The 22,886-nt window shown below is 33.0% G+C and carries 23 protein-coding genes, 1 tRNA gene and 1 pseudogene; 9 read left to right on the top strand and 16 right to left on the bottom strand.

The window, feature by feature from the left end; all coding sequences use genetic code 11:
• Nucleotides 1-10: 10 nt before the first annotated feature.
• A complete protein-coding gene (locus A9D35_RS16270; RefSeq protein WP_066224976.1) occupies nt 11-1,690 on the bottom strand; it encodes a hypothetical protein in 1,680 nt (559 codons plus the stop codon).
• 404 nt (nt 1,691-2,094) lie between these two features.
• Between A9D35_RS16270 and A9D35_RS16265 the strand changes: the two genes are divergently transcribed.
• Nucleotides 2,095-2,829 carry an SOS response-associated peptidase gene (locus tag A9D35_RS16265; RefSeq protein ID WP_066224974.1) on the top strand — a complete coding sequence of 245 codons (735 nt, stop codon included), beginning with the start codon at nt 2,095-2,097 and terminating at the stop codon, nt 2,827-2,829.
• Between the two features lie 4 nt (nt 2,830-2,833).
• Here the strand turns inward: A9D35_RS16265 and A9D35_RS16260 are convergent, their stop codons facing one another.
• The 6 genes from A9D35_RS16260 to A9D35_RS16235 all read right to left on the bottom strand — a co-directional run bounded on the left by A9D35_RS16260 (nt 2,834) and on the right by A9D35_RS16235 (nt 8,952).
• On the bottom strand, nt 2,834-4,405 hold the full coding sequence (locus A9D35_RS16260; RefSeq protein WP_066224973.1) for a type IV secretory system conjugative DNA transfer family protein: 1,572 nt from the start codon (nt 4,403-4,405) through the stop codon (nt 2,834-2,836).
• Between the two features lie 2 nt (nt 4,406-4,407).
• The gene (gene mobB, locus A9D35_RS16255; RefSeq protein WP_066224971.1) at nt 4,408-5,436 is read right to left on the bottom strand and encodes a MobB family relaxase; all 1,029 of its coding nucleotides are present in this window, start codon (nt 5,434-5,436) and stop codon (nt 4,408-4,410) included.
• 12 nt (nt 5,437-5,448) lie between these two features.
• Nucleotides 5,449-5,832 carry a BfmA/BtgA family mobilization protein gene (locus A9D35_RS16250; protein ID WP_066224969.1) on the bottom strand — a complete coding sequence of 128 codons (384 nt, stop codon included), beginning with the start codon at nt 5,830-5,832 and terminating at the stop codon, nt 5,449-5,451.
• 393 nt (nt 5,833-6,225) lie between these two features.
• On the bottom strand, nt 6,226-6,606 hold the full coding sequence (locus A9D35_RS16245) for a DUF6876 family protein (protein WP_066224967.1): 381 nt from the start codon (nt 6,604-6,606) through the stop codon (nt 6,226-6,228).
• A gap of 72 nt (nt 6,607-6,678) precedes the next feature.
• Complete coding sequence (locus A9D35_RS16240; RefSeq protein WP_066224966.1) at nt 6,679-7,017, bottom strand: single-stranded DNA-binding protein; 339 nt, start codon at nt 7,015-7,017, stop codon at nt 6,679-6,681.
• 921 nt (nt 7,018-7,938) lie between these two features.
• On the bottom strand, nt 7,939-8,952 hold the full coding sequence (locus A9D35_RS16235; RefSeq protein ID WP_066224964.1) for a helix-turn-helix transcriptional regulator: 1,014 nt from the start codon (nt 8,950-8,952) through the stop codon (nt 7,939-7,941).
• A gap of 163 nt (nt 8,953-9,115) precedes the next feature.
• Here A9D35_RS16235 and A9D35_RS16230 point away from each other — a divergent pair, with 163 nt between their 5' ends.
• The gene (locus A9D35_RS16230) at nt 9,116-10,507 is read left to right on the top strand and encodes an RtcB family protein (RefSeq protein ID WP_066224962.1); all 1,392 of its coding nucleotides are present in this window, start codon (nt 9,116-9,118) and stop codon (nt 10,505-10,507) included.
• Nucleotides 10,508-10,714: 207 nt separating this feature from the next.
• Here the strand turns inward: A9D35_RS16230 and A9D35_RS19520 are convergent, their stop codons facing one another.
• From A9D35_RS19520 to A9D35_RS16210, 4 genes are all read right to left on the bottom strand, one after another.
• Complete coding sequence (locus A9D35_RS19520; protein ID WP_262487495.1) at nt 10,715-10,846, bottom strand: hypothetical protein; 132 nt, start codon at nt 10,844-10,846, stop codon at nt 10,715-10,717.
• 225 nt (nt 10,847-11,071) lie between these two features.
• Nucleotides 11,072-11,722, bottom strand: coding sequence for a DNA-processing protein DprA (locus A9D35_RS16220; RefSeq protein WP_235817995.1), 651 nt, complete (start codon nt 11,720-11,722; stop codon nt 11,072-11,074).
• Between the two features lie 41 nt (nt 11,723-11,763).
• Entirely contained in the window at nt 11,764-12,003 is a 240-nt protein-coding gene (locus A9D35_RS16215; protein ID WP_066224957.1) for a helix-hairpin-helix domain-containing protein, read from the bottom strand.
• Nucleotides 12,004-12,089: 86 nt separating this feature from the next.
• On the bottom strand, nt 12,090-13,835 hold the full coding sequence (locus A9D35_RS16210) for a hypothetical protein (protein ID WP_066224953.1): 1,746 nt from the start codon (nt 13,833-13,835) through the stop codon (nt 12,090-12,092).
• Between the two features lie 116 nt (nt 13,836-13,951).
• Between A9D35_RS16210 and A9D35_RS16205 the strand changes: the two genes are divergently transcribed.
• The 6 genes from A9D35_RS16205 (at nt 13,952) to A9D35_RS16180 (ending at nt 18,496) form a co-directional block, all read left to right on the top strand.
• Entirely contained in the window at nt 13,952-14,863 is a 912-nt protein-coding gene (locus tag A9D35_RS16205) for a helix-turn-helix transcriptional regulator (protein ID WP_066224951.1), read from the top strand.
• Between the two features lie 6 nt (nt 14,864-14,869).
• On the top strand, nt 14,870-16,825 hold the full coding sequence (locus A9D35_RS16200) for a DUF2779 domain-containing protein (protein ID WP_066224948.1): 1,956 nt from the start codon (nt 14,870-14,872) through the stop codon (nt 16,823-16,825).
• A 77-nt stretch (nt 16,826-16,902) separates the two neighbouring features.
• A complete protein-coding gene (locus A9D35_RS16195) occupies nt 16,903-17,130 on the top strand; it encodes a hypothetical protein (RefSeq protein WP_066226203.1) in 228 nt (75 codons plus the stop codon).
• A gap of 79 nt (nt 17,131-17,209) precedes the next feature.
• Nucleotides 17,210-17,704: a YqiA/YcfP family alpha/beta fold hydrolase gene (locus A9D35_RS16190; protein WP_066224944.1), complete on the top strand. Its 495-nt coding sequence runs from the start codon at nt 17,210-17,212 to the stop codon at nt 17,702-17,704.
• A gap of 2 nt (nt 17,705-17,706) precedes the next feature.
• Nucleotides 17,707-18,060 (top strand): cyclic-phosphate processing receiver domain-containing protein, encoded by a 354-nt coding sequence (locus A9D35_RS16185; RefSeq protein WP_066224942.1) that lies wholly within the window; start codon nt 17,707-17,709, stop codon nt 18,058-18,060.
• 10 nt (nt 18,061-18,070) lie between these two features.
• Nucleotides 18,071-18,496 (top strand): hypothetical protein, encoded by a 426-nt coding sequence (locus A9D35_RS16180; RefSeq protein ID WP_066224940.1) that lies wholly within the window; start codon nt 18,071-18,073, stop codon nt 18,494-18,496.
• Nucleotides 18,497-19,223: 727 nt separating this feature from the next.
• On the opposite strand, the gene A9D35_RS16175 is transcribed toward A9D35_RS16180, so the two are convergent.
• From A9D35_RS16175 to A9D35_RS16165, 5 genes and pseudogenes are all read right to left on the bottom strand, one after another.
• Nucleotides 19,224-20,060 (bottom strand): DUF932 domain-containing protein, encoded by an 837-nt coding sequence (locus A9D35_RS16175; protein WP_066224939.1) that lies wholly within the window; start codon nt 20,058-20,060, stop codon nt 19,224-19,226.
• Between the two features lie 343 nt (nt 20,061-20,403).
• Entirely contained in the window at nt 20,404-21,000 is a 597-nt protein-coding gene (locus A9D35_RS19740) for a site-specific integrase (RefSeq protein ID WP_369692185.1), read from the bottom strand.
• A gap of 48 nt (nt 21,001-21,048) precedes the next feature.
• Nucleotides 21,049-21,162, bottom strand: a pseudogene (locus tag A9D35_RS19735) (phage integrase SAM-like domain-containing protein); the annotation flags it as partial.
• Between the two features lie 17 nt (nt 21,163-21,179).
• Complete coding sequence (locus tag A9D35_RS19730) at nt 21,180-21,626, bottom strand: Arm DNA-binding domain-containing protein (RefSeq protein ID WP_369692184.1); 447 nt, start codon at nt 21,624-21,626, stop codon at nt 21,180-21,182.
• A gap of 238 nt (nt 21,627-21,864) precedes the next feature.
• Nucleotides 21,865-21,949, bottom strand: a tRNA-Ser gene (locus A9D35_RS16165).
• A 250-nt stretch (nt 21,950-22,199) separates the two neighbouring features.
• Between A9D35_RS16165 and A9D35_RS16160 the strand changes: the two genes are divergently transcribed.
• Complete coding sequence (locus tag A9D35_RS16160; RefSeq protein ID WP_066224937.1) at nt 22,200-22,829, top strand: NAD(P)H-dependent oxidoreductase; 630 nt, start codon at nt 22,200-22,202, stop codon at nt 22,827-22,829.
• Nucleotides 22,830-22,886: the final 57 nt, after the last annotated feature.

Below are 22,886 nucleotides of genomic sequence, written 5' to 3'. Positions count from 1 at the left end.
GATTCTAATATTAGTTTTTCCAATAATCAGTTTTATTTATAATAGGAGTTTGGATAGAATCTTTTTCGGAAGTGTCATCCCAATAATTTATACTTTTAGAGGATTCTTTACCCGTAATATTACTCCCCGATTCCCAATATGGACTATTAGAACTAACTTTACTTTCATTCAAAACAACCACTTCTTCCGAAGGAATTTTTATAATAAAACCTTTGCTTGTTGCCTTTTCTGTCTCCTTAGAATATATGTCATAAATTTCATTTTTATCTTTGCTCCAATTATATATTTTATATTTCTTGTTAGTATCCTTGAAATATTTTTGTCTAATTTTCATATGAATATTTTCAAGAAATGGATACTCCCCATTTGAAAGAGGGTTAACTGCTATAATGGGTGAAAAAATAAGTTCGGGAGTTTTATTATACTTAAATTCTGCAATATCTGGGAAGCTAATCGAATCTTTAAAATCTTTATGATTTTTTTCCACCTCTAAATAAAATAAGTAGATAGGCGTAACATTATTAGAATATAAATTAAACGTTTTGGAATGCTCTATTTTTTCCTCAACGAATTCAGTTCTAATTTTAATTTGTTTCATAATTTTCGAGCTCTCTTCCTGAGCAATTCTAAAAAATTCTATTTTCTGCTTTTGAATAAGATCTATTCTTTGCTGCTCCTGCCTAGCCAACTCCCTTTCCTGGGCTAGTCTACGTTCCTCTGCCTCTTTCTTTTTCTTTTTTTCTGTCGCTACCATTGACCAAACCTCCGCTGCCATCCCTACTGCTAAGGTACCATAAGCAGCTCCCGCATTACCTTGTCTGGCTAACTCGTTTGCATAGACGCTAGCTCCTTCTAAATAATTGCCATTTGCAATTTGATTTGTCGCCTCTGTACTTGCAGTTTCTAGTGCTATCCTATTTTTTCGAATTTCTTCTTGCTGTTTATTCATTTTTTCTTGAAAAGCCTGAAATTCCATTTCCCGTTTTAATCTGTTAATTTGATTTTTTTCATGGATATCATTTAATTTCGTTCTATTATCAGGACTATTAGTATTCATACTTAATTGTTCAGTAGTATTCCCAGTCGGTTTATTTAAGGAAGAATTATTTGTCGAGGTTCTACTTTCCATTAAAGACCCATCTATTGTTGTTATAGTATTAGATGAGTAGGATGTGCTCGAGAAAGATGTTCTACTACCTGAACTAAAAGACCTATTTCCCGCATTTGAAGACGAACTTGTAGGAAATGAATTATTTGTTTCAACACTTTCTTCCTCCTTTTCAATTTCTCTTCCTGTGATTTCAACTATATTTAGTTTTCCTGAATCTAGTTTTGCATCACACATCATAACCTCTTCCGACTTCCCTGGGTCAAGAAACACTCTAGAAGTGGTTCCCTGCAAAAGTGTCACATCCTTTGGTTGATTGTTTGCGTATATAAATTCCCCCGTAAATCCCACAATAACTTCGACTTTCTGATCACAATTGTTAGTTAATAAGGCCTTCGCCGCTCTATGTTTATTTTCCTTTCGACTCGTAAGACAAGTAGTATAGTCAAAATTTGTTTTACCAATAGACACACAGCTTCTATAAGAAGGGAGCCCTATATTATTAATAGATTGTGCCCAACTATTTGAAGAAACAATTATTAAAACAAAGAGAACACATAAGTTGCGATTAAAAAATATCATCCAATGAAATAATTTTAAACATAAATATCATTACCGAAGTCATCTTTTTGTTCGATAAATGACTATCATTTTATTTGAATTAAAATATTATTTAAAAATGATATTATTAGATAATAATATCAATACCCAATTTTGGGTATTTTACATACAAATTATATTATATTTTAAATTATCTATTTTTAAGTGTTCTCAGGAAAAACATTTTTAAATTGCAATTTGTCCAATTTATTGCTATCAAATTGAAATTAGTAATTTAACAAACTGAAAGTGAATGTAAAAAGTAGATTACAACCTTAAGCATTTTATTTATAGATAAAAACCTCTATCAAGGATATAGAAAATTATAGTTTTAATAAATTAGTAGAGTAAAATGTGATATCAACTTCAAAATCTCCAGTATACCCATGTGCTTCCACACTTCACAAATACAGAAAGTAAAAAAGATTGAAAATCATTACAAAGTTTCGCTTGTTGATGAAAAAGCTAGAGAAACATTTGATGCTCCACGATTTCATATTAATGGATTTACACATCCATATATGCTATTTATTCCCCAAGAGGAACCTTCAAAATTAGTGTATGGACATTGGGGTATTGTCCCAGAAAGCAAAAAAAATGCAGAAGACATTGCTCCATATTACAAAGAAGCTATGCGATTTGGAGGAGGATTAAATGCACAGTCTGAAAAATTATTTGATCATTTTATCTATAAAAATTCTGCTCTTACAAAAAGATGTATCATACCAGTAACTGGATTTTTTGAACCCCATGAGCATAAAAGCAAAAAATATCCTTTTCATATTAAAAAAAAAGATGACAATCTATTATCACTAGCTGGGCTTTACACGCAGATTGAGGACACTTTAACCTTTACTATTTTAACAAAAGCAGCATCTCCATTGTTTGCAAAGATTCACAATAAAAAAAATCGGCAACCTATAATTTTAAAAGACCAAGATGTGCAATCATGGTTAAATCAGGATTTAGACGAATCGGACATCAAATTTTTAATAAATTCAAATTATAACGATAATCAATTAAGCACATTTACGGTAAGTAAGGATTTATTTAGCCCAAAAGTAGATTCTAATATTCCAAGTATTTTGGATAAAGTAGATTATGAAGGTATAGTTTTATAACCTCCTAAAATATCTCCAAGATATCAGCATAAACTCTATCAAAGTTAGCTTGTAAATCGGATGCTGTATAAATGCATTCTTGCTTAGGTAAGCCCTTTTCTATTTGCTGTAATTCGAATTGTACTTTTCGTTCCTTTCCATCTGCGAAAACGACAAACTCTCCAGGTTTTAATCTAAAAAACACATCGGCTCGAATTTTTGACACCTCTCGTTCCCCTGTAGTAACTCGGGTATCAAAATCTAAATTATAACCCCGGTTCACACTAGTAGTTTCTTGTTTTACAAGTTCAAAAAAACGCTCGTAGTATTTGGCAGTATCGGGATCATTAACCTTTCCAAAAAATTGATAAGATAAATTACTCAAAATCGCCTTACTCGCTTTATCTCCATACATAATATCGTTCTGGATTTTATCTTGAAGCACATAGATGGTTGCAATATCGTAGCTTCTTAATGTAGCTGGAATCCGGTGCATATTTAATAATCGAATGGTCGGTGCTTCTTCCATCAATAAAAATGAAGGTTTCGCATGACGCACACTCATTTGCTTCGTAATTGTGTGAATAATAGTTGCAATTACGGGAGCGTATGCCGATTCGTATTTGGGATTATTCACTACCGAAACGACAATTGGACGTTGTTCTGTGTTTATATTTAAATCCACTTCATCTTCAGAAAGCACCATAAAAATTCGTTGGGTACTAATTTTCTTTAATGCATTTGCCAGCGTACTTTTTACCGCTGCGGTTTGCCTTTCAGAATCTTTACCACTTATAAAAGCATCAGCCATGGCGCGAGAGGTTGTATTGGAACTTAAAAATCCAATTAAATCTTCGGTTTCCAAATATTGATACACGGCAATTAAATGTGGGAGTGTACATAAATGTGGATATTCTATTTTAAGCTTCCAGATTAGTCCACTTATCAATCCTTCTGCAGCATCATTAAAAAATTTAGTAGTTCCAGTACTTCCCGATTCTTTTTGTTCTAATAGGTTTTCAATAAGTACACGTGCTACTTCATTCACGCTTTCTTCATTTGGAAGATACCTTGGAGCGATTGGATTTACACGATCATAAATCGTATCAAATCCAATGATTTTGAAATCAACTCCTGAGTTTTCAAATAAAGGATAAGCGATTTCGGTAAGCTCGAACGACTTGTAATCATGGATCACCCCACAAAACTGATACTTACTAAAATGTTGAAGAAAATTAAAGACTACACTTTCTGTCTTTCCACTTCCCGCAGATCCAATTACAGAAGCACCTCGTTTAATATTCTCAATCACTAATTTTTTTGAATTCAACTTAAAAGGCACCCTATAACGTATATTTTCAGAAGATTCTTCTGCTTTCTGAAAATAAACAAATCCGATAATATTTATTAATAGGAGCGGACAGCCAAATAACAAAAGACTTTGAACTAAGCCCATTTCGCTAAATTGACTTGAAAGTATTACGAATAAGATGAGTATGAAGCAATTCATCCAGAAAGCCAATTTCAATAGGCGATACAGAACATAAAACAAGCAAGACTGTAACATAATATAAATTACTATTTCTAGCGTTTCCATACCTATATACCTATTGATCCTGATTTCAAAGCGACACCAATACCGTGTTGTAGTTTTTTCATAATTTGAATAGCTACCTGTGTGGTATTAAACGGGATGTTAGGAATGGGTACTCCAGATTTACCTAGTATTTTTAAAGCCAAAGCACGTTCACTAATAGGAAGTCCTAGAAGGGATGAAAAATATAGTTTCGGATTTTTTACAAAGTCTTTTTTAGATTGATAGCTCTCTGCATAATTCCGTTTATAATTAAACATTTTATCAAATCTTTTTTCTGATTTTTCAAAAAAAGCATCTCGATTAAAGCCACGTTTAATCATTCGCCCATTGATCATAACTTCCGAAGCTTTGTATTTACTTCCAGGGGATAAACTCACACTGTTTGAAGCATCTTTTCGGCTCACGATAATATGAATATGACTTTGATATCCATTTTTCTGCATGCCTTGAACAATTCGTTTGCCATCTTGTTTCCACGGTGCCTCTTGTTCAAGTTTATCTATTTTTCCCTTTAAATCTTGAATATTTTTGTTACCTGTGCCTTGTTCAATTTTTCTAATTTGTGTTTTAAGTTCTAAGATTTGTGAAGCGTAAGGCTGATTTTCTCTTACTTGTTTATCTGTTCCTTTAAATGTTCTTTGATGTTCTATTTTTGCAAAATAAACAATATCTTTTATACCAATTGGGCGCCCTTTAATTTCACGATTAAAACAGGACACATAATCCTGCATGATGCTTTTTGTATAGTCTTTCAATACAGCAGACGAATTTTGAATCGCTTGCAATTCATACTGACTAGGATTAACCGTTATACTATAAAATTTAGGTTCCTTAGATTTTAGTTTAGTTGTGTTTTTATCTATTGAAGAGATCACTTCCTCTGCAGAAATGTTTTCCCCATACTGGTTAAAAAAATGCTCCATGTCTTCGACTTCTAGTTCCTGATTTTCCTTCTCCAGATAGTCTACGAAATCTGATGAACTAGAAGTAAAATGCCCACCTGTTTTCTGTGGCGAAATTGTAATATACATAGTGTTTAAATTTTAAGTATTCTTATTGTTTTCATTGTTATCAGATTGCGCTTCTCTATATTTTCGTTCAATAATTCGAGGTTTCTTCTTCGGAATGGCCTGCTCAAAAAGGGCTTCCAACATAGCCGCTGTTGGTTTGGTTTGGTGCTTCTCAATATCTTTAATAATTGCAATCATTCCATTAAATCGTTTCTTAATGATCTTCTCCAATGTTTCCATTCTGGGGCCTAAATTGTCATCAGGAGAAATGTCATTTCTTTCAAAAAATTCAAGCATCATTAGCAGCGTAATCGACTGCGATTTTCCAATCGATTTACTAAATCGCTGAAACTTTTCAGCGATTGAAATCTTAAACTTCAGATTCTTAAATTTCTCTCCTTTGTAGTCTGTATCCATGATTTTGGGTAAAAAATGTATCGGTTTTATTAGGCTCAGCGGATTTATGGGTAAAAAACTAGAGATGCATTTTGATACAAAACAAACGCTAAAATTCTAATCAATTCAAAATCAGAAAATTACAATCTAAATCAAACTGTAACCTCGCGCTAGCGGGTTACCCTCTTGCTCTTCAATTTCGTCCCGCATCAGCGGGACAAAAATCAGATAACCAGGAACAATCTACTTCAGATCAAATAGTTTAAACAGGTTACTAAAAACTTTAAGAGTCGTACACTCTCAGTTTAATTGTATTAAGAACGAAATGCTGATTTGTTTAAAAATAATGCAATAAAAAAAGGACCTTTTAAAATTGCTAAAAGATCCTTTTTTCTTGAGACGCCACCTTCACTTTTAATATTCACTAGGTAACATCAGAGTGTTATTTACAAAATATAATCGTATTTTTTTAAGAGGAAAATCAGTTACTCTATAGGTTTGGGTTTCTAGAATATTATCATTCCCATCGCTGTAAACCACATGCGCTTCATAGCCTTGTCTTTTCTGTTCAGTTTCTGATAAACGTTTAAAATCTATAGTTATAAAATGGCTTTTATCAATTAATTTTTTGGCAACTATGGAGGCATCGCTAATTAACCAAAAACACTTTCCCTTTTCCGCTAAATATTTTATCCCTTCTGTTATTACTGAATTAGACAAAGTCATTTTATAGCATCTCATCGACCCTGTAAATTGATTTAAATTAGCTTTTAAATTTGTTTCTTGAGTATTCATAATTTTGTGTATTTAGATTAGAAAAAAAAGAGGGTAAAACGTGGGTTTCGCTATCCCTCTTTTTAAATAATTTTAGACTTTAGCCCCCATTAATAAGACCTCGCTAGCTATAACTTCTGTAACATAGTTTGTGCTCCCATCTTTATCATCATAGCTGCGGGTTTTAAGCTTTCCCGTAAGTCCAACTTCCTTACCTTTACCTGCATACTTTTCTATAATTTCTGCAGTTTTACCCCATGCCACAATGGTATGCCATGTCGTTTCGGTTTGTTTGTCTCCGTTAGCATCCTTGTAATGTTCGTTTGTGGCTAATGAAAAACGGGCTACTTTTTTACCGCTTTCCAAGTTCGTAATGATTGGATCTTGTCCAATGTTTCCAATTAACTGTACGTGATTTTTAATACTAGTCATAATAAAAGATTTAAAGATTAATTAAATTACTATCTGAACCATTCAGACAGTTTGTATGTTTTTTTTTAATGATTTACTTATTATATCTAGAGCGGGATTCTCTTTTTGTTTTTTAACTGTTGATTGCTTTCCGTTTTATTGATTTTGTAAGATTTCATAAGATTCGTTTTAGATTTACTTTTCATAGCGCCTTCACGGTTTCCTTTTTTGTTGCTTAATCCCTTTCGATATTCAAACATGAACAAGACTTATAAAAGTGGTGAGGCACGAACCCGGTTATGCAGTCTTCATGTTTGAATGTTGTTATTTTGCTGTCAAAAAAGAAATGTTGTGAGGGGGTGGAATGTATTCTAAATAGGCTTGAGAAGTACCAAACCAATGGAAAGCAATCTACAATTAGGAATTCAAATTCCAATTAAGCGAACGGCTCTTTGTAGTAGAGGATTGAGAATGAAGTGTCCGGCATTTTTGCAGGAAAACGCAATGAAAATCAGCTAATACGAAGAGTGATTCAAGACCTGTCTAGGTAAGCTCTTTTTCCGAAATGGAACCTTTCCTTGCTTTTCGGCAGGGAAGTGTGGAATGAAGTGGAAATGTGCTTACCGGGTTCTAAAACGAATTTTCTTCATTAAGCAGGATGCTAAGCGAACGTAATGTTGATCGTGCAGGTGGAATGGAGTTTTATTGCTGCCCGTTTTTCCTCGGGATTTGCAAACAAGTGAAATGAAAACCGGAACGATTAACGTTGTGTTCAAGACTTTTTAATGCAGCGCTTTTCCCGAAATGAAGCTTTTGGCGGCATGTAGTGGGAATGGGCTGAGGGTGGTTAGATCCATAAGGTAAATTATAAAAAACCTAACTTTTATCTAACACGAGAATTTTTATCATTCGTTTCTATTAAACTTAAAATTTACAAAGCCATTAATTATTATAATGACTAAGAGCTGAGTTTAATTTTTTAAAAATGCTGCGCCGGAGTTGTTTTGGCGACAACACTTCTACAGCTTCACCAAATCCTAAAATAAGACGTTCCAACTCAAAATTTATATGCACAAATAATTCTATAACCACACTGCCATCTGGATTTTCTCTTAAGACCGTTTGGGAATTATGGAAAGGTTTGGTTAAAACATAAGGTGCATTTTTCCTATCTATTTTTAAACGGACATGCTTCAGGTTGTGATGGTCTAAAACGGTGACACCAATGGTGTTCTTATAATAATCATCTGGGTTTATATCATTGGGTTGGTATTTAAGATTGAAATTATAATCGATGGCCACAATACGATCTAAAGCTAAGGTAAGTAATCGATCCTCGGCATGCGGTTTACCGACAACAAACCACCGGTTATTAAATTCTTTCAAAAAATAAGGATGCAATACTATGATACTGGGATGCTTCGATTTAAATGGCTTATAACTTATCAGTAATACTACTTCCTTTAGAACGGCCTGATAAATTTCATCTAGAAACTCCAACCCTTTTAAATCTTCATTTTTATCTAGATGAATGATTGAAAACTTATTCGTCTTTTCAGTATAAATTTTATCCTCCAATTTATTGAACAGCCCTTTCAATTCACCAAACAACGAAAAATCTTGAAACTGTTTCAGTATCGCAATGGTTTCAGAAAGCACTTTCATATCTGTTTCTGAAATTGGAATATTTGTAATAGAAAAATTTGGATCGGAATAGCGATAAAACTTCTTTTCATAGACTTCAATGGGCGCATTATATCCCAATTTATCACTTCTCATTAATTGAATATCCAATTGAACAGTACGTTTACTGACATTTACTGTTCGTCCTTCATACTCATACAGCGCTTGAGAACAAGCGTCTATTAAACCGTCCAGCGTCCATGCCTTAAAGTTATTTTGAAGACACTTATCTATCGTTTTGTATCGAATTAATGCATTTTTATTTTGAGCCATTATTAATTTATTTCAAGAAAAATAAACAAAACCATCAACTACGCAAAATAATTGCGCAGTTATTCATCAAATTTGTCAATATTTAACAATTGTAGTTATACACTATAAAAAAACACTCCGCTATGCAGAAGACATAACGGTGCTTAATGAAAACGTAGTTATTATGGAAAACACAAATTTAATTACAGGAAAAGACCTTAAAGCTCTTGGTTATCCACCAGGTACTTGGTACAAAGAAGCTCTTGAGCATATTAACAAACACGAATTAAGTGATAGGGATTTAGAAGCGTATTTAACCAAATTTAAACTCCCCGCTCCACTAAGATTATTAGATCAACCAAAACCTTACTCTAAAAATATAATAGCCGAAAACTTAATCGAAGAAGATAATAAGGAAAAAGTCCTTGCAACTATGAACGCCGTTATGCGTACTCCAACCGTGGTCAAGGGGTCGGTTATGCCGGATGCTTGTCCGTCTGGACCATTGGGAACGATTCCAGTAGGTGGTATTGTAGCTACAAAGAACGCCATCCACCCAGGTATGCATAGTGCTGATATTTGTTGTTCAGTTATGCTAAGTGATTTTGGAACAACCAATCCTTTATCCCTTCTAGATGCCGCTCATGCCTTTACACATTTTGGTCCCGGAGGACGGGAACGTGGAAAACAGTTTAAACTTCCTTCCGATTTAAAAGCTGCGTTTGAAGCCAATCCATTTCTTAACTCTCAAAAGAGTTTATCTATTGCCCAAGAACATTTAGGCACCCAGGGGGATGGTAATCATTTTTTGTTTGTGGGTATTTCAAAACAAACCGGTCATACTATGCTTATCACACACCATGGTTCTAGAGGACCTGGTGCCATCCTCTATAAAAAAGGGTTAATGGTCGCTAACAAATTTAGAGTTCAACTTTCACCAGAGACCTTGCCCGAAAATGCTTGGATACCCTACGACACTCGTGAAGGAAAAGATTATTGGGAAGCCTTACAAATAATTAGAAAGTGGACAAAGTTAAATCACGAAACCATACATGATGCCACAGCCAAACTTGTAAATAAAACTGTGGAAAACAGGTTTTGGAATGAACACAATTTTGTTTTTAAAGATAAGGATATATTTTACCATGCCAAAGGAGCAACACCATTGGATCCGAAATACCTCCCAGATATTACCGGCCCTAGGTTAATACCTTTAAACATGGCTGAACCAATTTTATTAGTTGAAGGAAAAGCTACAGTTACGAATTTAGGTTTTGCTCCACATGGAGCTGGTCGTAACATGAGTAGAAGTCAACATAAAAGAAATTTAGCTCATTTAACAAATGAAGAAATTTTCAAACAAGAAACAGCGGGATTAGATATAAGGTTTTACTCCAATGAAATAGATCTTTCTGAACTCCCTAGTGCTTATAAATCTGCCGCTACGGTGAGAGCTCAGATTAAAACATTTGGTTTAGGTCAGGTTATTGATGAAATCCATCCCTATGGCTGTATAATGGCTGGTGATTGGAAAAAAAATGCACCATGGCATAAAAAGCGAAAAAGGAATAATTAACAAAAAATCACTCATAAAGGGTGATTTTTTGTTTTATATTTATACAATTCTCAATTAAACTGTAGCCTTCCTAAAATCATTTACATACCCTCCCACTTTTTAAAAAACTCATCTATAGGAAGAAAATTTGCTTTATCTGGATAGTCTAATAAGTATTGTGCTTCTTTGTATGATTTCTTCACCCTTGCTACTAAAAGAGCTTATAGATTATCCTTTAGTAGCAAGGGTGATGTACTTGGCACCATAACTTTTGCCATCCGAAAAGGCAATAAGCATATCGCTGTATTCAACCATGGCGGCGTTACGAACAAAACCAGCTACCTTTTGAAATGTTTCCAATCTGGTTGCACAATTAAAACATCGTAATGATGTTCCTTGGCAAACTGTATGGTGAAAAAGAATCTGTTCCTTTGGCACCTCCACAAATAATTTGCACATGGTTTAAGTGTTCCATCACATTTTCACTTTGGATTTTTAAGGTTTGGTAATTTTCGAATGCTCTACTGCCTGCAATAATTTACCCAGTAGATTTATGTTTCATTCTAATCCATTCAGACGTTTTTTCTATTCAGATTTGACTTCGCTTACTAAGTCGATTGTCTGTTTTAAAGTATTAGAAAGAAAGTAATTAATTGCATCATAATCATCCAGCTTAATCCCATCCTTAGCCTCAAGGATTGCGGTATTCCCAGCTGATTTGACAGAGCGATGTTCTAACGGGTGATATAATACCCCTATAGGTTTCTTGTGGGTTTTAGCAAATTTAAATGTATGCATAGTTCCGCCTTCTATTTCCGATTCTATGATTATAACTCCTGCACTTAAGGCACTTTGTAGTCTATTCCTTTGTATAAAATAGTTTTTTTGCGGAGCTGTACCCGGTGGGTATTCCGACAACAATACACCATCTTGCTCTAATATCTGATTTGCTAATTTCAAATTTTGCGTTGGAAAAATTTTATCCAGTCCACCTGGTAAAACAGCAATAGTTTTTCCATTATTTTCTAAGGCACAAGTATGCGCCATAGTATCGGTACCTTGAGCCAACCCACTAACAATGACAACTCCAAATTCCAAACAATATTTCGTAATATTATAGCCTTGTTCCAAACCGAATTTTGAAGGTTTTCGAGCTCCAATTACAGCCAGAAGACGATTTTGGTTTAAAGTTTTTAAGCTGCCTTGCACATATATAACCAAAGGCGGATTAAATATTTCTAGAAACTGTTTCGGATAAGATTTATCATAAATAGAGATTACCTGTATGCCCAGTTGGCCTGATTTAACCAGAATAGCTTCAGCTTTTTGACAGCTTGATCTATAGTTTCTGGAGAAAATTTAGGAATTCGCTTTAAACGAGATTGCGCCTCTAAAAGTGCCCGATTTAAATCTTCTGAAGACAATATTTGAAAAGAAATTGTTTTAATAATCTTATTGGCTATAACTGGCCCTATTTTAGGAAGTTGCAGTAAAGCGATAATATAGGTGTTTTTCATTTTAATTAAGAGTTGGGCTACCACAAATATAATTGCCTTAGCCGTTAATAAAAGGATTAATTTTAGTTTTTAAATACCAATGGGTGCTATGTGGTAATGCGTTTTAAAGTTGTTACCGACCGGGTAACTTCCCCTCCTAATTCATATTGTTTGACTTTAGCCTGTAGTTTGTTGCGGTAATACAGGTTAGAAAAATCAGAAATAAGATCGTCTTTAGTCACTTTATGTTTTGCAATCAATGCTTTTAATTGCGCCTTTTCTATTTGGGGATGATGGCATAAATATTCAGATAAAACCACCAATAGCTTCATCTCGCTTTGGAGAGTTTTTTTTGCAAGGGCTAAGGCTTTTTCCATCATTTGTTTCATCTCTTGTTCTACGAATGCAAAATCGTGATAAAAAGGACTTTTTGAGAAATCACTATCATACCTAAGAGTATATTCACCTAAACCACTAATTTTATACATATTGGTTAAAAACACCGTTGCTTTATTTATATCTGAAGACGATCCTGAAGTCACATATTCTTTTCCAAATATTAATTCTTCGGCAGCCAATCCACCTAAATACATGGCCACATAATTAATTATATCCTTCCTATAATGAAAATTACATGGTGGCAAGGCTAACACAAAACCAAAACAATTTTCGGTACATTTAGAATGTACTTGTTCCGGAACATGTTTTAAAAGGATGGCCGATAAAATGGCATGGCCACTTTCGTGAACAGCTACTATGGCTTGTAAGTCATCATAGGTGTTTTTTCTCAAATTTTCCATGGGTAAATACAATGTAATCTGTTTAATCACTACAACGCTTTTACTACTATGGTAAAAGACATTAATTTTGGAGTTTTTCACTTTTAATTCAATACTGGTAATTGATTTTTTTTGCTGTAAAACTTCATAAATAATATTTGGAATATGAGATTTCACTAAGGTGTTTACTGTTGTAAAAACCGGACGCGCTCCTTGAGATGGAAATACACCTTCATTGTAAATAAGTTCTTCGAGAGTAGCATCCATAATGAATTGAATTCCTGAATACAACACCAATGTATCTTTCAATTTAGAAAGTTCTGTCGCTATAATCTCCTTATAGGCTTGTTTAGATAATGCAGGAAAAATGATATGGGTATTACCAAGTCTAGACACTTGTTCTTTGCGAAATAGTTTAAATAACGCGGATTTAATTTCAGGGAGCGTAATTTTTAGAGACATGGCATAATAAATGTCCGCAGATACATCAGAACTAAAATTATTGACCATGTGGTAGGCATCATCTAAATTACCTATTATGAAAACAATACTTTTAGAAAAATCTAAGCCTTTACTGCTTTTATGGTCTACTTCTGAAGGTGCTATACAGCCTGTATCTAAAAGCTCCCAAATTATCCGTGTTTTCTCATCATCAGTTTCACATAAGTTGTTATCTAAAGTTCTGGCTAACTGAAATTCATCTAAAATTAAAGCAATAGATGGTTGTTGCATATCTTCAACTTTAAATATCTTTTGAATATTTAAAATATTAGAATGGCTATTTTTATCAGAATTGCCCATATCGAAATGATATACAGAATCACGCATATCCAATAATTCCATTATGCGTTTTATCAAACTAGTTTTACCAACACCTGTTAAACCCCATATATTAACAACCATAGGCCGCTCTTGAAAATCGGCTAAAATATACCAAGGCCGGATGTTTGCACAAACTTGATCAATAGCCTTATCTATACCGAAAAATTCTGTTTTTAAAACAGTATTCACTTTTTCCAGTCGCATATGTTTATATTCTAAATGTGCTTTTATCTGATCCAATTTGCTTGCCATACCTGTTATAATTTGATTACAAAACAAAAAAACAAAAATAGACCGACAATTTGTGTCGGTTTAAAATATTATTTTTAAATTGTAAAACAAAACCACTGTATATAAAACACTATCAAATGTCAAATCCATCATTATCAAAACGAACGCTTCATCTTTTAACTTTTATAAGAAACAAACATTATCCTACGAAAGCCGAGGTTTTAGAATACCTAAAAGATCAAGATATTTCGGTTTCGGAACGCACAATAGAACGAGAACTAAAGAGTCTAAGAAACGATTTTGGAATCGAGATCTCTCATTGTAGAAAGAACAGGGGCTATTACATAAATGAAGAAGAAAGTGTGGACTTAGTCTCTTTTTTCAAATATTTGGAATTGGTAAGTATAAGTGAAATTTTTTCCGAAGGTTTAATGAGCGACAACAAACTCAAGGAATACATACTTTTTGAAAACACACCTGTTTTAAATGGTATAGAAAACCTCGCTCCAATTTTAATCGCTATAAAACAAGGCTGTAAATTATCGTTCGAGCATTATAATTATTATAAGGACACGAAGAAGCAGTATACCATTTCACCTTTAATGATTAAGGAATATTTAAACCGGTGGTATGTTATAGGTGTTGTTGATGATTTGAACACCATACGCATTTTCGGTATAGACAGACTGAGCGATCTAAAACAAGGTGACCTGCAATCTGTAAATAGAAAGGATTTTGAAGAAGATTTAAACAAATTCAGTTGCATTGTTGGGGTACGTGTAAATGATGCTTCATTGGAAAACATTGTTTTAAAAACTCATAAAAAACACATGCACTATTTAGAAAGTTTACCTCTACACCCATCTCAGCACATAAAAGAAGATGATGAGCCCGGATATTATAAAGTAAGTTATCATATAATTCCTAATTACGAATTCGACATCCAAATATTAAAAATGAGCATGGAAGTTGAAGTAATTTCACCTCCCAGTTACCGGAATCATATAAAAAAGGAAATTGAAAAAATTTATAATAAATATCAAGACTAAACTATAATGAACACGGAACGCTACCTTACTAAATCCAGATTTAAATTAGGATTGGAATGCCCAACAAAACTATTTTACACACGTAAATCAGAATATGTAAACCAACAACTCTCAAATCCGTTTTTAGAAGCCTTGGCAGAAGGTGGGTTTCAGGTAGAAGAACTAGCACGAATGCAATACCCTGATGGAATTGCAATTCTAGGTGATGATTGGAATTACGGTCTGTTGGCACAGAAAACAGAAAAGCTGCTACAACAAGATCAAGTTGTGATTTTTGAAGCAGCCTTTCTGTACAACGGTTTATTTATACGAGTGGATATTTTAGAAAAAAAAGGAAATCATATAAACCTTTTTGAAGTTAAGGCTAAATCGGTAAACGCAAATAACCATGAATCTTTCATAGGAAAGCGCGGAGGGCTTACTGGTGGATGGTCTGCCTACCTTTATGATGTTGCATTTCAAAAATATGTAATACAAAAATGCCACCCAGATTGGAAAATTAAATCTTATTTAAAACTAGTAAATAAAGATGCAGTTGCCACGGTCGATGGTATAAATCAGTGTTTTAAGATTTCAAAATCATCCGATTTAAGAACAGGAATAATTAAAAAGGAAGGCTTGCTGTTAGACGATCTTGGTGAGAATTTATTATCGGATATTAATATAGAAGAAGAGCTTGAGTATATCTATAAAAATAATCCACTTAATGAAACACTAGGTTTTGAAGCATTACTTATTATGTTTCGAGATCATTATGCTCAGGACAAAAAACTAATAGAGCCCATCGGAAGTCAGTGCAAAAGTTGTGAGTTTTATACAGAAACCCCTACTGAAAGTGAAAAAAGTGGATTCCATGACTGTTGGACTGCCCAATTACAAATTACTAACCAAGCAGCAAATATGCCCAAGGTGTATGATGTTTGGAACTTTAGAGGGTCAAAGAAATTAATCGAATCTGGAAAATATTTTATCTCAGATTTAAATGAATCGGATGTAAATCCGCAACCCGAAGCGCTTAAAATTTCGAATTCAGAAAGACGTTGGATTCAAGTGGAAAAGGAGCAACAAAATGACAACACCCCATTTATAGAATTAGACGGCTTAAAACTAGAAATGTCCACCTGGGTTTACCCTTTAAATTTTATTGATTTTGAAACTTCTATGGTGGCTTTACCCTTTACGGCTGGAAGACACCCATACGAACAAACCGCTTTCCAGTTTTCCCATCATATTGTTTATGAAGATGGTCGCATAGATCATGCTACAGAATACTTAAATGCTACTGTTGGGGAATTTCCCAATTTCAAATTTGTAAGAGCATTAAAACAAGCTTTGGAAAAAAATGAGGGAAGTATATTTAGATATCACAATCATGAAAATACAGTTTTAAATCAAATTCATGATCAGTTAGCGGATTCCAATGAACCAGATAAAACCGAACTTCAGACATTTATAGAACGTATTACACACTCCCCGGGAAATCGCACCAAAAAATGGCAAGGAACACGTGATATGATAGACCTGTACCGCGTAGTAAAGGATTATTATTATCACCCCATTACTGAGGGTTCGATATCAATCAAGGCTATTTTGCCGGCAGTATTAAATTCGAGTATGTTTTTAAAAGAAAAATATGCTAATCCAATAGAAGATATACAAGTAACTAGTAAAAATTTTAATGAAGATCATGCTTTTATTACTATAAAAGACGGTCTGGTTATTAGTCCTTATAAAACACTCCCTGCTTTATTTAAAGATTGGTCTGAAACCCAGTTGGAAGATTTAGTTTCAGAAATGAGTTCTATTTCAGATGGAGGGGCTGCACTTACTGCATATAGCAAATTACAATTTGAAACGATGCAGGAAAGTGAACGTTTGGAAATATCGAAAGGCCTTTTAAAATATTGCGAATTAGATACTTTGGCAATGGTTATGATTTACGAATATTTTAAATCATTGTAATTAAAATTTACACCGACATGTTTTGACGGACTAAGAATATACATTTGTTGAATAACATTACTTTACTTGATAGAATTATGAGTAGATCCATAAAGAAAACAAAAATTCACGGTATTACATCTGCAACACCAGAAAAGGAATGTAAGCGATTCGCAAACAAAAAATTTCGGAGAATTATCAAACAAAAAATTACAACTGACGACCTCGATTTACCAAAAGTTCGGGAGATTTCGAATGTATGGTTCTTCGAAAAGGACGGAAAAAAATACAATTCCGAGATGACATTCAGAGCATTAAGAAAATAAATGGATAACACTGCCTAGCTTCAAGAAAGCTTTCTAGTAAAACATATTTATATCACTATTTATAACAATTGAAAAAATTATGAACATACTATACATTCACGGCTTAAATGGTAGTTTAAGCACCCAAAAAAAAGGAATTTTAGAAACCTTTGGTACCGTATATGCGCCTGCGATAGACTTTGAAAACACACCAGATAGCATAGCACAAATTATAGCAAGTTATAAAGAAATAGATATCAATGTTGTTATTGGCAGTAGTATGGGAGGATTTGCCGGGTATTATGTTTCTAATGCATTGCAACGTCCAGCTTTGCTTTTTAATCCTGCTTTAGCAAAACGATCTGTATTGCAAAATGTCCCTGAATTACCTTATAATAAAAGCGTGCTAAAACACATTATTTTAGGCACAGCAGATAACGTTATAGACCCAAAGGATACGTTACAATTTCTTGGGAACACTATAGCATTTCACCCTGAGTACTCCATTCATTTGTATAATGATTTGGCACATCGAATTCCCGTAGAGATATTCGAAGAAGCTGTCTCAGAATTTTTCAGTAAACTTTGTTATTAATTATGAAAAAATTGTTTCTAGATGATTTAAGAACGGTGGATATGGTATATTCTAAATTTATGGTTTCAGAATTTGATGTTGTAAGAAGTTATCATGAATTTGTAACATTTATCATTAAAAATGGCCTTCCAGAATTCATCAGTTTTGATAATGATTTAGGTTTAAATGAAAACGGAGAACTTGCACCGGATGGTTTGGCTGCTGCAAAATGGCTGGTTTACAAATCGGGCTTAGATTTAAGCAGTCTAGAGTTTCATGTGCATTCTGCTAATCCCGTTGCTGCTGAACAAATTCGAGGACTTCTTAATAATTATATTAATTTTTTAAATAAAAATAACAACAATCATAACAAGTGAATACAAAAAAATGGAAATAGCCGACACTTTACAAGAAATTAAATGGTATAAAGAACAAACTTTAAATATACCAGATACGGAAACATTGGACGATATAAAGGAAATGGAAAACTATGATTATGAAATTACATCTTTGATTTTTGACTATTGTCTTTCTAAAAATTACAATATTAATGGGTTTCCTGAAAAATACTTAGATTTCATAGAACAAGAAGATGAAGATTTTTATGATTTTTTAAGTTTTGAGATCAAATCATATTATGGGCTTAAAAATGCACTACTCCACGAGGAGGTTTTATTATTATTTAAGACCTTTTACTACTATCCAGAAACTTCAGATCATACTGATGAGGCTTTTAGGGAAGATATTTTATTGGAAGTCCGAATTTTAGAGGACACAGGTGTCAGTCTTGAATTTAATAAGGAAGAGTATTAATATGCTCTATAAGATTAACATATACCTGTTACTAACCCTTTAGCAATTTTTAAAGAAATTTGAAATTTATCCACCCTACATCCTATCCCAATCCAGAAAATAATACTGATTTGAGGAATTTCATTAAACTATATTATGGCGAGAAATAATAGAAAAGGGATCCAATATCCCAAACAATTCATGAAAATCATGAAAAAAATTAAAAGAAAACGTATGCGAAACTTTCCATTGCAAACCCCCATAAAAGAGCAAGAGTTTAACACTGCCTCTATGGAATTGTAATTTGTAAACATGTTGAGATTACATTTTCGTAATAGGACTACTTCATAATTTATTGAAATGATTTTTTTCTTCCTGAATACCCGGAATAGCATAGTCCCCGAAAATTGTTTTAAAGTGGTAATAGTGTTCATTAATTTTCTGTTTATTAAAATCAAATAGCTTCAACCACAAGCAGCCTGTGCTGTAAGGTTGAAAAACTCCGTTTTCTAACAAACAATACTAGTTAACAACCTCACTTTATGTTCTTTTGCTTTCCAATTTTTCTCGGGAATTAGCAAGCAAGTGAAATGAAATCCGGAACGATTAACGTTGTGTTCAAGACTTTTTAATGAAGCGCTTTTCCCGAAATGAAGCTTTTCGCAGCATGTAGTGGGAATGGGCTGAGAGGATTTTTATATAAACTTAAATAATACTCCAGTTTAAAGGTACTGGAGAAACCTTTTTTCTAGGCCATATCTAAAATGGTTTCAAATAATTTTTTATCCAATCGCTCTTGTTGAGAGAATGTCTTTTTCAATGTTCTATGTAATATTGAATTAAATGCATTATAACCTAACCATAAATTTGGTGGCTCATTTAGCAAAATTGATTCTGAATTTAAAACCTCAATCACTTCTCTGGATTTTTTAGAAGGATTGTCATTTTTATCACTGCATTCATATCTAAACAATTTCGTTTGTTCTAATATATGTTTAACAAAAGCTTTCGTATCTAATATCCTAAAGTCCTTCATGATTTCAAATTGCTTTGTAATACTATAGAACTCATTATCCAAGAACTTATCGAATAATAAATTCAATCTTGGCATTATTAATTCGGTATTATTTTTACTGTGCTTAATAGAAAATTCAACTTCAGCTTTCGATACATGTAAGCCATTCGCACAAACTTTCCTATAAAACCCAAAATGTCCTGATGTTTTTTCGCTACCATCATATGAATTTTTAAATCGTAGCATTGGTAGGATCAGGTCATCTGAATGTTTAACCGAAAATTGTTTTCGATCTTCAATAATAAAATCGGTAATAAACGATCTATCCCCCCTGTTTATAGTACGCTTTAGATACTTTAAATTTGCATCCTTTAACATAGCCTCTGCCCGTTTAAAGAAATTTTCATTGGGAACGTGACCATAACTATTGGACACGACATTTACAATCTTGCCATTTGAAATAATAACATTTTCAAGCCCTCTTCTTGAAGGCAATTGGATCAAACTCTGTAAAGATTTCATTTCCGATGGAACAAAAATCTCATCTTGTTGTAATTTACTTAAATACATAATTCTAGATTTTAGATTAAACAATATTTAAGCAAGACACAAACGGAAGATAAAATCTCAGCTTAAAAGGAAACGGAATAAATCCGCATAGGAGTATGGGATGGCTTTATGCCGTAGTCTTTTTACGGGAGTATTTTACGAGTTTAAATTGCAGCAATATTGTATGATTAACTCTCTATCCCTAGATGATATCTTTGAATTATGGGAATTCATATAAAGTTTTAACAATTAATACTAATAACAAAGATTATAGGTTTGTGTCAAAAAAATCTCAGATTAAAGTTTAACCTGAGATTTTAAAAATAACACACTTAGTAAGTAAGATACTGCCTTCATATAGGAACTAGTTATATTTCGTCCCCATTATTGATGCTAGGTTTTTCATATCGTCACCAACTTTCATATCTAGAATTTTGGCATAATGTTGAGTAGTACGCAAAGATTTATGTCCTAGCATTTTACTTACAGATTCGATAGGCACACCATTTGTTAAAGTTACAGTTGTTGCAAATGTATGGCGAGCCAAATGAAAGGTTAGGTTCTTTTTAATTTTACAGATATCTGCAATTTCTTTAAGATAAGCATTCATTTTTTGGTTACTCAAAACAGGAAGTATAATGGGACTGTCTATTATTTCTGGATGTTCTTTATATTTTTCAATTATTGACAATGGTATAGATAACACAGGAATATTACTACGAGTATCTGTTTTTGCTCTTTTCGTATTGATCCAAAATTCTCCATTGGCCCCTATTACAATTTCACTCTTTTTTAATTTTTTAATATCGGCATAAGCTAGTCCCGTAAAACAACAGAAAATGAAAATATCTTTTACTTGGTCTAGTCTAGGAACAGAAAACTCTTTCGATATGATATTTTGAATTTCCTCTTGACTTAGAAACTCTCTATCCACAATCTTTAATTTAGCTTTCCAATTCAAGAAAGGATCATACTCAATCCAATGATTAGCTAAAGCTATTCTGATGATTTTTTTAAAATTGGTAATATATTTTATAGCAGTGTTATGAGAACAATTCCTTTTGGTCTTTAAATAATATTCAAAACCAGATATAAATTCATGATCAACATCTTTAACCGGTATATCTTTTAGTTTATATTCTAATAAAATATAATTCTCAACATGCTTTTTGCCGTTTTATATCTTTCTGCAGTTCCAGGAGCAAAATCCTTACCTATTAAATTTTCAACTTTATCATTATGTTCTTCAAAAATAATCAACAACATTTTAATTTTTGTGGACTTACCTAAGTAAATACTTTTTATTAAGTCTGAACTTATTTTTGCCCCATCTTCATTTAGCTTTTCATATATACGAATTACTTTGGATTCAATTTTACATAATTTTGAGTTCAGCTGTTTTGTTTCGTGAGTAGTCCCTCTTAATTTACCAGAAGATGAATTCCATTTCTCTAAATTTACTTTTTGTTTAATACTACATTCACTACGTTTACCATTAACCGTAATTCTTAAATATAAAGGTGATAAACCATTTTTATCTGAATCAAATCCACGGGGGTAAATTAGTGTCGAAAAGGAATTTTGCATAGGTGCGTGTTTTTATGATGGCTATTAAAGATAATAAAAATAACACAGAACCAAACTAACCACAACACTATGAGTAAGTTACAAAGCATTCGGTGCGGTTTTTTTATACTCAAAAAACCGCACCGAATACCGCACCATTTCTATGATATAATTTAATATTAAACGATATCACCAAAAATAAAAAACCCTCTAAAACGCTAATTTTAAAGGGTTTAAGTAAGATTTAATAATCTTTCAGCGGAGAAAGAGGGATTCGAACCCCCGGAGGTGTGACCCTCAACAGTTTTCAAGACTGCCGCATTCGACCACTCTGCCATTTCTCCTGAGCGTCTCATCAGGTATTCCCTGATTGCGGGTGCAAATATAATGTCCTTTTTCTGTTTTATCAAGAAAAAACAGAAAAAAAACTAAAAAAATTTCAACTCTCTTTATAATGATTTTATAATCAATAAATTGAACCTCTCTTTTTTTCTTCTATTTTATCAAGCATAATGACCCTAACCTAGAATATTTCAAGATTAAATAAAAAAAAGTCCGTTTCAAGTCTTATTTTTGAACCTTTTAAATCACCATATGGATATTATAAAACAATTAAAATGGCGTTATGCCACTAAAAAATTTGATGATGAACTTGAAATAGATCAAGAAAAATTAGATGTGCTTTTAGAAGCATTTAACCTAACAGCTACGTCTTACGGTTTACAACCCGTAAAATTAGTGGTCATTAAAAATAAAGGCTTACAAAATGAATTGTTAGAAGCCTCCATGGATCAGAAACAAATTGTACAGGCATCGCATGTTTTAGTGTTTTGTATTGAAACCACTATTAACAACGAATTCGTAGAAAATTATTTTAATCGTGTACAAGCGGTTCGCAATACGCCAGAGGCCATTCTTCAGCCCTTTAAAAATTTTCTAATCAACGATTTTGAAAATAAAAAACAATCTCAAATTGAAAACTGGGCAACTAAACAAGCTTATTTAGCACTAGGAAATATGCTTACCGTATGTGCCATAGAAGGTATTGATGCCTGCCCTATGGAGGGGTTTACACCTTCGGAATATGATCGTATTCTAAACTTAAATGAAAAAGGATTAAAATCGGTCTTAGTTTTACCTATAGGTTATCGTGCTAAAGATGATATGTTTGCAGAATTAAAGAAGGTAAGAAAATCCGTTTCAGATAGTATTATTCATATTTAAGCAGCCTAATTACGTTTAATATTTCTTTGGTTACCTTTTATATTACTTGGTTTAATC

Origin of the sequence: Formosa haliotis, assembly GCF_001685485.1 — a bacterium.
Lineage (GTDB): Bacteria > Bacteroidota > Bacteroidia > Flavobacteriales > Flavobacteriaceae > Formosa > Formosa haliotis.
Note: the sequence above shows the minus strand (reverse complement) of the source record. Positions and strands in the feature narration are given on the sequence as shown.